The sequence below is a fragment of the Ignatzschineria cameli genome, from assembly GCF_003121895.1.
Lineage (GTDB): Bacteria > Pseudomonadota > Gammaproteobacteria > Cardiobacteriales > Wohlfahrtiimonadaceae > Ignatzschineria > Ignatzschineria cameli.
Map to the genome: position 1 here is coordinate 41,869 of NZ_QEWW01000002.1, position 13,742 is coordinate 55,610.

The window sequence follows — 13,742 nt, forward strand, 5'->3', positions numbered from 1 at the left end:
GTAAAAGGTGATTTGGAGTAACATCCTCTTTTTACACCTTTTTTTATCCCTCTCTTCTGGATCATTTTTAACTGCTTTTAAATACCAAGACAGATATTGGTAGCACGCATGGTTTCGATCAGAGGATGGTCTACCGGAATAAGACGAGGATTTCCCGCAACCTCTTCTAATGGTACTGATACAAGCTTACGTCCTTGATCTGCCACCATGACACCAAAACGCCCCTCTTTTACGAGCTCAATCGCTTTTGTACCACATTGGGTCGCAAAGATGCGGTCAGCAGCGGTTGGTGCGCCTCCACGGCTCACATAGCCTAAAGTTGTTAAGCGTGATTGCATCCCGGTAAGCTCAGGAATGCTATCGACCAACTTAATGGCTTCAGCATGCTTTTTAGGCGTCAGGCCAAGGCGATGATTCTCTTGAGAGATCGCCCCTTCTGCTACAACGAGAAGGGCAGAGCGACGATTCTTAATATTTTTGCGGACATATTCTACAATCGCCTCTAATGAGTAGGGGATTTCAGGAATAAGACAGATATCAGCAGAACCCGCTAAGGCTGCTCCCACCGCTAACCATCCCGCATCGCGACCCATCACCTCTAAGATCATAAGACGATGATGAGAATCAGCGGTAGTTCTTAAGCGATCGAGAGCCATAACGGAGACTTGAACGGCAGTATCATAGCCAAAGGTTACATCTGTATGGGCGATATCATTATCGATTGTTTTAGGAAGGGTGACGACAGGAACGCCAGCAGCATGAAGATAGGAGGCAAATCGTTGCGTTCCATCACCGCCAAGACAGATTAGGGCATCAAGTTCTAGTGTATTAAAGCTAGCAACACAAGCAGCAACCGCCTCTTCTGTATTTTGAGATTTACCACCACCGCGACCAGTCCCAAGAATTGTTCCGCCTGTGCCGGCAATATCATATACATTTGCAAAGGTTAATTCGCTATGCGCCATCTCCGCTAAACCGAGAAAGCCATCATGAATACCGGTGACCTTCCACCCCTCTTTGAGTGCAGCGAGAGTAATTCCTCGTAATGCCGCATTTAATCCCTGGCAATCACCGCCAGCCGTTAAAATACCAATATGTTTTTGACTCATCTATTTTCTCTCCTTAAAGGCGTCGATGATTGATCTCTCCGATTTTGAGCAGACATAGAGTATGCACAGAGCGTACTAGAGTGAGCTCAATCAGAGATTGAGCGCTATTGATTACTTCATTATTAATTCTGATCTTGATCTTCTTCCTCATGCCAAATCTTTTCAATTGTGACGGTGGCATTGATCTTAAGAGGTGTATCTGTAACCTCATCTAATCTTACAACAGCAAAAGCTTGTTGACCTTGATGATAGACAACTGTCCCAGCCTCTTTGCCACTTTGATTAGTGATAGTGGCATTGCATTGGAGATCACTTTCATCTTCCGCAGTAATGAGGGCGAGGCGTCGTTTATGTTTTCCTAAATATTGCATTCTAGCAACGATCTCTTGACCGGTATAGCATCCCTTCTTAAAACTGATGGCACCTAATAGATCAAGGCTTAACATCTGTGGAACATACGCTTCACTATTGTCGGTTGTGATCCAAGGAATAGAGAGTCCTTCCGGTAGCATTGCTAAATCATCTGCAGTCGGAGTCTCTAAGAGGAGAGTCACTTTTGAGCGGAAGATAAAGATCTTTAGATGCTTTTCGATCTGCTCTGCTAACACTTTAGGTAGGAGGAGATGGAAAGTTTCATCATCCTCTTTGATAATCCAGAAGAGGGCAATAACACGTCCTTGACGATTACAGATCGCCCCTAATCCTTGATTCTCACGTTCTGAGTAGATTGAGGTTAAATGGTTAACATCTGCAGTGATCTGCCCTTGTAAAAAAGTAGCCGCATCTTTACCGGCAACAGTGAGTCTATTAAGTTGAATTGACATATAAGAATTCTCCCTATGAGCTTCAGATTGAGTTTGTAAACTATATTTTTAACCGATTGTTTTATCGGTTATTTTCTTCATTATTCTTGGTTATTTTGGGTTGTTTCTGGTTGTTTTGATTATTTCTATCTACGATCTCTCTATATCGTCGAGTGATTCTGCACTCGCTATGTTGTAAGAGATGGTATAAGAGCATTGTATAAGGCCATTGTATAAGACCATTGCGTAATGGTCCTTGCATAAGCCTATTGTAGCGCAATAGTGAGGAATCATTTCATCTCTTCGATGATCTATGACTCACCATAAAAAAGGTTGAATCAGTAGCGGAGTTGATTTGTGTTATTTTCTCTCTTTTCCATTTTTAAAATGGAGAGAAGTTTGTATAATCGCTTCTTAAAGCTCCCCTTATGATAGACTAAAAAGGAGCAATATACCTATGTTTTGCCCATGTTGCTACCGATCAGCTAGGAGACATGGATCGTCATAATAGAGAGATAAGTTGCTGATAAATTAGAGCCTGGAGGTCAATATGAGTTATCAAGTGGTGGGGTACCCATTCTGCCCCTTTGTGCAGAGAGTCCTTATTGCATTAAATGAGAAAGCGGTTGATTTTGAGTCGATCTGGCTCGATCCGCATGCTGAATTACCTGAGTGGTTTAAAGAGTGGTCTCCTTTAGGAAAAGTGCCGGTTATGAAGGTGACAACAGGAGAGGTTCTCTTCGAATCGATGGCTATTGTGGAGTATATCGAAGAGCTACATAAGGTTCCTTCAATCTATGCTAAATTGCCGGCAAAGAGAGCTATTCAGCGCGCCTGGGCGGGTGTTGCAGGCGAGCTATATGGTCCGCAATATATGAGTATGGGGGCTAAGAGTGAAGCTGAAGTTGAGCAACATTTTGCTACAATGAAAGCGACCCTAAAAGTGCTCGAAGAGCGCTGTGGGCGTAGCTATTTTAGTGGAGAGACGATGACCGCGGTGGATATCGTTTTAGCACCGATGTTTATCCGTTTCGATGCGTTGGCCTCTATTGGTGTTGAGAATATTTTAGCGGATTTCCCGAAGCTAGAAGCATTGAGCAATAAGCTTTTAACGCATCATGCCGTCTTGCAGATTATTGCCGGGGATTGGACAGAGAAGTTTATCGAGATCCAAAAAGGGCGTGGAGGTATTCTCTTCCAAAATATTGAGTAATAAATATTGAGTAATGAATCCCCCATTCAGGGATCAATGCTTGGTCATCTTTAGAAGTAGTAGTACAATTTTAAGGCCCAATCATGATGAGATTGAGAGATTAGCAGATATCTTCAAAGAGAAGTCGCTAATCTCTTTTTTACATCTAATCTTTCAGGGCGCGTACCATCAGTACAAGTATTAATGTAAATATCACCATATCACCAATAATAGAGTCGCCTTAACCCAAGGCAATGCCACGTTATCAATTTTTGAAAGAAGATAGAGATAATAGTGAGTGATTGAGAGGAAATATATGAGACCGTTAGTCGCCTACTTCTCTAATGCAGCATTAGAGAATAACATTAAGATTTTGAAAGGGAAGTCGCCCCAGAGTCAACATTGTGCTGTATTGAAAGCAGATGCTTATGGACATCGAGTGGAGAATCTATTACCGATTATCAATCGAACAGTAGATTATATCGCTGTTGCGATGCGAGAAGAGGCAGATGATATTCGGCAAAAAGGGGGCAAGTTGCCGATTTTACTCTTAGAGGGAGTCTTTGCTCCAGAAGAGTATCAGCGGGCAAGTGAGAGTAATTATCTTGTCGCTATTGGCAATGAGCGACAACTTCGAATGTTGGCGGAATCAGATCTTACCGCACCGATTGGCATCTTTGTAAAGGTCGATACCGGTATGCATCGATTAGGATTTACGCCGGAGGAAGCATTCTCTGTTGTAGAGCGTTTAAGAGCGCTCTCTACCGTTGCTTCAATCACCTTGATGACCCATTTTGCCACCTCTGATGAAGCTGATTCGCCACTTTTCCCAAAACAGATTGAGCGAATGGCACAATTAGAGCGCTTAGGGCTTCCCCAATCTATGGCAAACTCAGCGGCAATTTTGCGAGCGCCGACAACCCATCAATCGATTGTGCGGATGGGGATTTCGCTCTATGGTGTTTCGCCGATAGAAGGAACAACAGGTGCTGATTTTGGTTTACGTCCACTCATCACACTTCGTTCAAAAGTGATCCATACCACAGAGATCGAGGCTGGGGAGAGTGTCGGTTATGGGGCAAGGTTTGTTGCAACAGAGCGAATGCCGATCGGAGTGATCGCCTGTGGCTATGCAGATTGTTATCCTCGGGAAATTAGTGAGGAGGCTTATGTCTTAGTGGGAGATCATCGCGCTAAAATTGTGGGAAGACCTGCGATGGATATGATGATGATTGATCTTCGTTCCGTGCCGAAAAGTGCTTGGGATCAACCTGTCGAGATCTTTGGGGAACGGTTACCAATAGAGAGGGTTGCAGCATGGGCCGGTACAATTCCTTATACAATTTTAACCCATTTAGCTAAGAGAGTTCACTATATTGTTAATTAGCACTATTCTTTAAAACTATTCGTTAGAATTTCTTATTATAAAAAGGAGGGGATAACAGCCCTTCTTTTTTCCGATTATTGGTTTTGAGGGTTGAAAGTTAAAGTCGAAAATATCATTTGTTATCAGTATAATAGAGAAATTGCTAAAAAAGAGAATAACTTGTATTGTTAAAAAATTGGTAAAGTGGGATCAATCAAGCTTTATCGTTAGTTTTAATTTATTTTATGGGAAGGAAAAAGATATGAAAAAGAGCGCCCTATTGGCCTCCATGTTATTAGTAGGTATCTCTCCTTGTGCATTGGCTGAAATGGAGACAGGATTTTATGCTGGTGCCAATGTTTTAGGGATAAGACAGGAGGCAAAAAAAATGGGAGAATCTAGGCTTCCCGGGAATGAAGTTGTCAAAAAAGGCGCAAAGCATAGCAATAGCATCAATGGTTCTGTTGCTGCAGGTTACCAATTTGATGATATTTTTCGTGTAGAGTTGGAGTATGTTCTACCACAATCTAAGAGCTACAATAATTTAACGGAGAGCGATTTTTATCAGCAAAAAATTAAGAGTCAGCGTCTAATGGTCAATAGCTATTTAAGCTATAAGCTTAAGGATGATCTCTCGCTCTATGGTGTTGCCGGTGTTGGTTATGCTCGCTTAAAATCGACAGGGAATTATGGTAATCATTTTAATTATCAATCAGGCTCTCAAAATAATTTTGCCTGGTCATTAGGTGCCGGCCTCTCTTATCAAGCAACCCCTAATACGGCGATTGATTTTGGTTTTCGTCATGTCGATTTAGGTAAAACCCAAACAGCGACGACTCACAATTCCCAACTGAAAGCAAAAGTGGTCTCCAATGAATTAACACTCGGTGTTCGTCATATTTTAGGAGAGCTTTATCGGGAAGAAGCGCCTGCTAAAGAGAATATCTATGCAGATCATGTAACGCCAGAACTTAGAGAGAGCTTTGAGCGGATGGAATCTAACAACTATAACAGCAAAGCCTCAAAATCAGGGGGAGCCTTACCTGCAGATAAGCGCGTTACACCTAAAAAAGTTGAAGCGCTACCTTGGTAGATCATAGATTATTATTAAATTTGCTAAAAAGAGTTCATAATTACGCTATGTTGTAATTTTATGTGACCATTTTAATAGCGATCAGATGGTTATTCTCATCATCTAGCTATTAATTGAGCTCTCTATAAGTTCACTACCATTGTGTTTACTCTTAAAATAGTCGCCTCATTTGATGCGACTATTTTATTTTGCATGCATATCTTACATCATATTTTATATCGCTATTTTATACGACATCTTGCGATTTTAGATAGCTTTCGATCAACTGAGGGATCAATCAGTGATCGAAAATCATTATGGGTAGGTAGATCTAATATTGATAATATATAACAACATACTATTATTTACAATAAAAAATATAAATTTATACTTACATATTAGATATTCAGCTATTGAGTCATTCAACTATTGAGCTACTCAACTATTCATGCTCTATGACACCGAGTGGCGCAGAATTGAGAATAGTAATAGTAATAGTAATAGTAATAGTAATGTAATAGTGAGAGGCTATGATTGTGGCAGCCGATCTAAAAAGTTTTGATAGGCAAACCCGGCGATCTCCTCTTCAGAGTAGAATGCTTTTAGCGCTTCAATAAGATTGGGGTACATGCTTGCATCGCTTAAACCTTCGACCTTCGACTCAATTCCATCAAAATCGGAACCAAATCCAATATTTTTAATGCCTCCTAAAGCGACAATATGATTGATCTGATAGATCACATCAATGATTGTGGCATTCCCCCCTTTCTTCACAAATGGTGGGCAGAAAACGATATGAATCATCGCATCTCGCTCAATCATCGCTCGAATCTGATCATCTGTTAAATTACGGCGATGTTCACAAATAGTCATGGCATTAGAGTGACTGGCAATAGGATATTTTGCCAATGATATAACATCCCAAAAACCGGTTGGATGAAGGTGCGAGACATCAACAAAGAGTTGATGTTCATTGCACCATTTTACAATTTCACGACCAAAGCGACTCAATCCCGCTCCTCGAGCTTCAGCAACGCCATCAGCCGCTAGATTTCCATTGTTCCAGGTAAGGCCAATTGATCGAACACCTAATTGGTAGAGTAGCGTCAATTTTTTGAGATCATTTCCGATAGGATCCACCCCTTCTAAGGTTAAAAATGCACCAATCTCCCCCTCTTTGAGTTGTGATATCTGATCCCAGGAACGAATGAGGCGCATCTCTGGATGCTTCTCTAAAATATCCTGATAGAAGTAGTGGATCTGAGCAATCACTTCCTGAAATTGATCGGAGGAGGGGAGCGAGGGGGAGACAAAGAGTGCAAAAGCTTGAACTTTAACTCCCCCTTTTTGAAGTTTATCTAGATTAACATCGAGCGCTATTGAATCCTTGAAGGAGAGTTTTCCTTTTGCATCAGAGAGTTTCATTAAGGCGTCACAATGAAGATCGATAATTTTCATAATAGATTGCTCTTGCTAAATTAAGTGTAAGGGGTGATTGGAGTGGTAATATTGTAGTGGTAATAAAGGGTAATCAATGAATACTTGCCATTAAAAGAGGCGGGTAGGCATTTTGGCTATCTGTTTAACTCGGCGATTTCTCCTTTTTATAGACCGTCAATCCGGCAAAGGTCTGCATAGTGGGCATCACTTCAATACGGTTAATATTAACATGTTTAGGTTGTGTCGTGAGCCAGTAGATAATCTCAGCGATCTCTCTACCGGTGACCGCTTCTACATCGGCATAGACCGATTCTGCACGAGCATCATCACCCTTAAAGCGAATATTAGAGAATTCTGTATCGCTACAGAGACCGGGTTCAACATTGGAGACGCGAATATTTTTCCCAATAAGATCAGCCCTTAGATTTTGTGAAAAGCTGGTAACAAATGCTTTTGTTGGGCCATAGATATTAGAGCCATAGTAGGGATAGTTGCCGGCAGTGGAGCTGATATTGATAATATAACCATCATCACGAGCTACCATCTGTGGAAGAATAAGGTGGGTGATATAGCTTAAGCCACGAATATTAACATCGATCATGGTTTGCCAATCTTGAAAGTCCACATCGAAAGCGGGATTGAGGTTGAGTGCAAGACCGGCATTGTTGATTAAAATATCGATTTGATCAAAAGGCTCTGGTAGATTTTCAATACCCTCTTTAATCGACTCTAAGTTGGCCATATCTGCAGTGAGAGGATAGAAATTCTCCCCTAACAGGTGCTTAATCTCCATTAGCTTCTTGTGTCTTCGCGCAAGACCGACAACGGTATGTCCATTTTCAATAAAAATTTTAGTCGCTTCGAGTCCAAAGCCTGACGATGCACCCGTGATAAGTATATTCATCTTTATTACTCCTTCATCTGTTCCTTTATTCGTTTTTATGGAGAGATCCTCCATATTGACACTTTCGTATTGATACTTTGTTCGTCTCTCTTTTTAAACAAAATAGCATTTTTAAAGAGGAATGAGTATCTGTAGTGGTAAGAACTTTTCGTATATAGGGAATATCAGCCGATTATCGCTGATGCTTAGAGATGATCGATAAGATGGGTTAAGAGATAATCGATCATAATCGTAAAGCAGAATGCCATGATGAGTAGTAGGGAGTTGAGAAATTGACGTCGCCCCCAGAGAGATTCTTCCATCTGAATAGGCCTTAAGATATCCACCAACCAATAGAGGGTAATCGCTATAATTAGAAGTTGCATCCCATGGAGATGAAAACTCTTTAGCGTCAGGAATAGGATTGCAATAGTCATTGCGCCAACATAGAGCGCCATCTCTCTTTGGGTTCTCTTTAAAGAGAGAAAGAGAGGTGCCATAGGAATCTTTGCAGATTGATAATCCTCTTTACGATAGAGAGTAATGGCATAGGAGTGTGCTACTTGCCAGGTTGCAAAGATGATAAAGAGATAGAGAACATTGAGATCGATCTGCTCGGTTACCGCAACATAACCGACAAGGGGTGGAACCGCACCAGAGATGCTTCCAACGAGAATGCTGAACGTTGAGTTTCGTTTAAAGATGAGTGAATAGAAGAGGATATAATCGATAAAACCGATTAAAGCGAAGATCCCCGCTAGGGCATTGACTTGAAAAAAGAGAAGATAGAAGCCGATGATGGCAGCCAAAATGGCGAGAATGAGTGCTGTGGTGAGGGAGATATCGCCATTGACAAGCGGTCTATTTTGGGTGCGAGCCATAATGCGATCGATATCACGATCAATAATATTATTGGCAATTGTCGCGCTGGCAATTACCACACTAATTCCCAAAAGCGTGGCAATAAAGCGAGAGAATTGAAATGCTTCTGTGCTATTGAGGGCTAAGAGATAGCCTGCAATCACCGGGATGAGATTGCCTAAAATAATTCCATGCTTAATCAGCCTTAAAAATGGACGAAAATTACAATAGATCACGTGATTATTTAACTCAATATTATCAAGAGGAGTAGTGAGAAGAGGTGCTTAAGATCGCGCTTTGAGTAATCGCTTTTAGCTTTGTAACTAACTAGATTGAAAAGTTAGGTTGAAAAGCTAGATTGAAAAAACTCGATTATAGAGCGAGATCAGGTAACCTCTTCTCACAATAATACTCCATTTAATCATCTCCCCAATTAGAGTGGGAGTTCGGGCATCATATTCATATGGAGATAGTACATTACCCATCCAGAACCACCGACAACCATCAAAAGGATAATGCCGGTAAAGAGGAGAGATGCCACATTCCAGCCATCGTTATCCCCTTTTTTAATATGGAGGAAGCAGACCACTTGCACTATAACCTGTGTGATAGCACTCAGCGCTAAAATGCCGGCTAATACACCAATTGAGAGCATCTCTCTAAGATAGATAACCGTTCCAAAAGAGAGGAGGGTAAGAATAATGGAGAAGCCGTAACCGACTAAGTAGGCTGTCAACTCTCCTTTCCCCTCTTGAGTCGTTTGCTCAATCGCCTCTTGCGGTGCCGTTAATGTAGTATTGTGATCGGTCATAGTGAAACCCCCATCAAGTAGACAACAGTAAAGATACAGATCCAGATAATATCGAGGAAGTGCCAAAAGAGGCTAAAGAGCTTCATGCGTGTACGTGTCTCTAAGGTTGACCCTTTAAATGCCAGCTGAAACATCATCACCAACATCCAGACCATACCGATCGATAGATGCGCACCATGAAGACCTACAAGCGAGAAGAATCCAGAGAGGAAGCCACTACTCTGAGGTGTTGCCCCGATATCGATAAAGCCTAAGAACTCTCTAATCTCTAATGTTAGGAAGATGCCTCCGAGAATAAAGGTGATGATCAGAAGGAGGATCGTAGCGCCTATCTTTCCTCTTTTTAGCGTCAACATCGCTAAACCACAGGTGAGGCTACTTGTTAGTAGCGCCACCGTTTCAGCAAATGCATTGCCAAGATCGAAGAGCGAATGGGGTGTATGGCCATGGGTTGTATTCTGTAAGAGAACGACAAAGACCGCAAAGAAAGTTCCAAAGATAATGGAGTCTGCCATCAGATAGATCCAAAAACCAAAGACCTTGTTGTTAGCACTCTCCTCTTCTTGGCGTAATTGAATATCGGAACGACTTAAGGTAGTTGTTGCCATTACTGTTCTCCTTGTGCAAGTTGATACTGTTTAACACGTTCTAAGAAGGCTTCATCAGCAGCTTTAACCTCTTCTGCCGGGATCAGGATCTCTTCATGCTCTCTAAAGCTTTCGATGATCCACCAGATAATAGCCGCACTAAAGAAGAGAATAGCCATCCACCAGATGCTCCAGACGAGTGAGAAAGAGAGAAGTCCAGCTAAGACACCACCGGAGACAAATCCGAGAGCAGTGTGCTTTGGAATATAGATATCTTGATATTGTCGATTAGGATCATAAGCTTTTCCTTCCTGCTTTAATTTCCAGAACATATCGATATCATCTACTTGTGGAATGACCGCATAGTTATAAACAGGGGGAGGTGAAGGGATTGACCACTCAAGTGAGCGTCCATTCCAGAGATCTCCCGTTGGATCTTTCAATTTTTCACGCTGTTTAATACTGACAAAGAGTTGGACTAAAATAGCGATAATCCCTAAGAAGATTAAGACAGCACCAAAGAGTGCAACGACGAGGTAAGTTCCATATCGAGGGTCGATATTTTGACTAATACGGCGCGGCATACCATCAAATCCGGCGAGGTAGAGTGGGATAAAGGCAAAGAGGAAGCCTATAAACCAGAGCCAGAAGGTAGCATATCCCCAGCCTTTATGTAATCTAAAGCCAAATGCTTTAGGGAACCAGAAGTTATAGCCGGCAAGAACACCAAAGACAACACCACCAATAATTGTATTATGGAAGTGGGCGACCACAAATTCGGTATTATGAACGGCATAGTTAACCCCTGGAATCGCTAGCATTACCCCGGTCATTCCCCCTAAAACAAAGAGAATCAGGAAGCCGACAGCATAGAGCATTGGTACATCCATCTTCACTTGTCCACGATAGATCGTAAAGAGCCAGTTAAAGACCTTCACTCCCGTTGGAACGGCAATGAGCATCGTTGTAACGCCAAAGAATGCGTTAACATTGACGCCGGCACCCATTGTGAAGAAGTGGTGTAGCCAAACGGTAAGAGACATAAAGAGGATAGCGATAATGGCCCAAACAAGCGCCTTATAACCAAAGAGATATTTTCGGCTAAAGGTTGAAACAACTTCCGAGAAGATACCAAATGCCGGCAAAATTAAGATATAGACCTCAGGATGGCCCCAAGCCCAGATGAGATTGACATACATCATCTGACTACCACCGCCTAATGAGTTTGTGAAGATCTCAAAGCCAAGATAACGATCTAATCCAAGTAACAACATTGTTGCTGTTAAGATCGGGAATACTGCAAGAATTAAGATGGAGGTACAGAGTGTTGACCAGGTAAACAGAGGCATCTGAAAGAGCTTCATCCCAGGCGCTCTCACTTTTAAGATGGTGACAAACATATTCAGCGCCGCTAATGTGGTTCCTAGTCCGGAGACTTGAATACTCCAGATATAGTAATCAACCCCTACGCCGGGGCTGTAGAGCTTCTCTGAGAGAGGCGCGTATGCAACCCATCCTGTTTTCGCAAATTCCCCAATACCAAGTGAGAGGTTGATTAAAATTGCTCCCGCTACCGTTAACCAGACGCTCACCGCATTCAATACGGGGAAGGCTACATCTCGTCGACCTAATTGAAGAGGAACGACCACGTTCATCAATCCAATTAAGAAGGGAGTCGCCATGAAGAAGATCATAATGACGCCGTGAGCAGAAAAGATCTGATCATAATGTTCTGGTGGTAAGTAACCGACCTGATCCCCTGTTGAGGCTAATGCCATCTGCGAGCGCATCATGATGGCATCGGCAAAGCCACGAAGTAGCATAATAATGGCGACGATAATGTAGATAATACCGATGCGTTTATGATCGGTTGTGGTAAGCCAATTGGTCCAGAGCCACTTCCATCTTCTGGTGAAAGTGATCGTTGCTAGGACAGCTAAGACGATAAGAATAATAAATCCAAAAGCCGCGAGGGGAATCGGGTGGCTCCATGGAATACTATCGATGGTTAATCTTCCAAACATAGACGAATCCTCTACTGTTGATGGGGGATATGGGTTAATACCGGAGAAGCAGGGTGATGCAATAGTGCTTCGATATTAGGCTTTAACCGGTTAACTTCATGGAGATGCTCGCGCATATGCTCCTCAACTTCTTTGAGATCTAAGAATTGGGAGATCACGCGAAGATAGAGCCCTTTTTCAATAGGGTGGAAATATTGTTCCGGGGCATTGATTGGTTCCTCTTGGACAAACTCTTGATATTTTGCCCAATCGAGAGGGTTATCGTTGTGAGACTGTTGCTCTGTAACCCATTTTTCAAACGCTTCATCTGAGAGCGCTGTGACTCTAAATTTCATATCAGAGTAGCCGGCACCACTATATCCGTATGAGGCTCCTTGATAGGTTCCCTCCTCATTGACAATCAGATAGAGGACATTCTCCATGCCGCTCATTACATCGAGCTGGGTACCAATTTGGGGGATAAAAAATGCATTCATTACCGTCTGCGAGGTTAGTCGAAATTTAAGTGGACGATCGACCGGAAGATAGAGGGTGTTAATTGTCGCAATTCCCTCTTCAGGATAGATAAAGAGCCATTGCCAATCCATAGAGACCACTTCAATGACAAGATCCTCCTTCTCCGACTCAATCCGTTTTTTAGGGTTGAGATCGATCGTGCTTTGCACTGTAATAAAGGTCAGAAGCGCTATAATTGCAATGGGAACGCCCCACATGAAGCGCTCTAAGATCTTCGATTCTTGCCATTCAGGTTTATAGGTCGCTTTTTTATTCGACTCTCTAAACCACCAAGGGAAGATAACCGCCATGATAATACAGGGGATAATAACGATGAGCATAAGGGCAGCACTAATAATAAGAAGCCACTTTTCATACTCGGCAATCTCCCCTTTTGGATTGAAGAGAGCAAGATCACTACAGCCGGTTATCACCAAGAGTGCTGTAGCGATGGCGCCTATTTTTAGTGCTTTTAAGGCAGCTTTGTTCATATCGAAATACCTATCAGCTATAAGTTTATAAAAGTAGAGTAGTTATTCTTCTTCTCTTTGATTAGAGTGAGGTCATTGAAGAGAACCTTATCTATTCAAGACCTTATCTATTCAAATTACACCCTACAGAGCGATAATGATCTGTTATCTAGGGTTGAATTTCTCTGGGAACATCTGTTAGAGAGTGTTCTTTAACAAGTGTCATTGAGATCATCTCAACGCTTTATAACAGCGTGATAACAGAATGATCGCAGTGCAAGTTCCGAAGATCTTACATTGCGAGCACATTTCATCTAGAAAATATGAAGAAGGATTTAGGATTTTAAAAATCAGCGATAATCCTACCGTATTTTCCTAATGATATCAGCCGATAAAACTTGATAAAAAGTTATAAAAGCTGAATAGCTGTCTTATATCACTTTTTAATTTTTTTCACCACTTGAGAGGTGATTATCTTTATATATATTTTTTTTGTTGATCTTTAATTCTATCTTTAATCTATCTTTTATCTATATCTCTATCTAATTCTAGAAATATATCGTTTATCTACTTATCTTCTATCTATTTGTCTTCTATCTATTTTTATAGATCTTGTCACAATATCTTTT

General features: G+C 41.8%; 12 protein-coding genes. 3 read left to right on the top strand and 9 right to left on the bottom strand.

Annotation, left to right across the window (positions count from 1 at the left end):
• Positions 1-77: 77 nt before the first annotated feature.
• Positions 78-1,109 (bottom strand): 6-phosphofructokinase, encoded by a 1,032-nt coding sequence (locus tag DC077_RS03235; protein ID WP_109200927.1) that lies wholly within the window; start codon positions 1,107-1,109, stop codon positions 78-80.
• A 122-nt stretch (positions 1,110-1,231) separates the two neighbouring features.
• Positions 1,232-1,933, bottom strand: coding sequence for a CAF17-like 4Fe-4S cluster assembly/insertion protein YgfZ (gene ygfZ / locus DC077_RS03240; protein ID WP_109200926.1), 702 nt, complete (start codon positions 1,931-1,933; stop codon positions 1,232-1,234).
• A gap of 529 nt (positions 1,934-2,462) precedes the next feature.
• On the opposite strand from ygfZ, the gene DC077_RS03245 reads away from it, so the two are divergent.
• The 3 genes from DC077_RS03245 (at position 2,463) to DC077_RS03255 (ending at position 5,563) form a co-directional block, all read left to right on the top strand.
• Entirely contained in the window at positions 2,463-3,125 is a 663-nt protein-coding gene (locus DC077_RS03245) for a glutathione S-transferase family protein (RefSeq protein WP_109200925.1), read from the top strand.
• Positions 3,126-3,420: 295 nt separating this feature from the next.
• Positions 3,421-4,491, top strand: coding sequence for an alanine racemase (gene alr, locus DC077_RS03250; protein WP_109200924.1), 1,071 nt, complete (start codon positions 3,421-3,423; stop codon positions 4,489-4,491).
• A gap of 241 nt (positions 4,492-4,732) precedes the next feature.
• Positions 4,733-5,563 carry an outer membrane protein gene (locus DC077_RS03255; RefSeq protein WP_109200923.1) on the top strand — a complete coding sequence of 277 codons (831 nt, stop codon included), beginning with the start codon at positions 4,733-4,735 and terminating at the stop codon, positions 5,561-5,563.
• A 507-nt stretch (positions 5,564-6,070) separates the two neighbouring features.
• On the opposite strand, the gene DC077_RS03260 is transcribed toward DC077_RS03255, so the two are convergent.
• The 7 genes from DC077_RS03260 to cyoA all read right to left on the bottom strand — a co-directional run bounded on the left by DC077_RS03260 (position 6,071) and on the right by cyoA (position 13,134).
• Entirely contained in the window at positions 6,071-7,000 is a 930-nt protein-coding gene (locus DC077_RS03260) for a dipeptidase (protein ID WP_109200922.1), read from the bottom strand.
• Between the two features lie 124 nt (positions 7,001-7,124).
• The gene (locus DC077_RS03265) at positions 7,125-7,886 is read right to left on the bottom strand and encodes an SDR family NAD(P)-dependent oxidoreductase (protein WP_109200984.1); all 762 of its coding nucleotides are present in this window, start codon (positions 7,884-7,886) and stop codon (positions 7,125-7,127) included.
• Between the two features lie 185 nt (positions 7,887-8,071).
• Positions 8,072-8,962, bottom strand: coding sequence for a heme o synthase (gene cyoE, locus DC077_RS03270; RefSeq protein WP_239990329.1), 891 nt, complete (start codon positions 8,960-8,962; stop codon positions 8,072-8,074).
• A 197-nt stretch (positions 8,963-9,159) separates the two neighbouring features.
• Positions 9,160-9,537, bottom strand: a complete 378-nt coding sequence (gene cyoD, locus DC077_RS03275; protein ID WP_109200921.1) for a cytochrome o ubiquinol oxidase subunit IV — start codon at positions 9,535-9,537, stop codon at positions 9,160-9,162.
• Complete coding sequence (cyoC, locus tag DC077_RS03280; protein ID WP_109200920.1) at positions 9,534-10,145, bottom strand: cytochrome o ubiquinol oxidase subunit III; 612 nt, start codon at positions 10,143-10,145, stop codon at positions 9,534-9,536. Before cyoC ends, cyoD begins: the two co-directional genes overlap by 4 nt.
• Positions 10,145-12,148, bottom strand: a complete 2,004-nt coding sequence (locus tag DC077_RS03285; RefSeq protein WP_109200919.1) for a cbb3-type cytochrome c oxidase subunit I — start codon at positions 12,146-12,148, stop codon at positions 10,145-10,147. The genes cyoC and DC077_RS03285 overlap by 1 nt, the downstream gene beginning before the upstream one ends.
• An 11-nt stretch (positions 12,149-12,159) precedes the next feature.
• On the bottom strand, positions 12,160-13,134 hold the full coding sequence (gene cyoA / locus DC077_RS03290; protein WP_109200918.1) for a ubiquinol oxidase subunit II: 975 nt from the start codon (positions 13,132-13,134) through the stop codon (positions 12,160-12,162).
• Positions 13,135-13,742 lie beyond the last annotated feature (608 nt).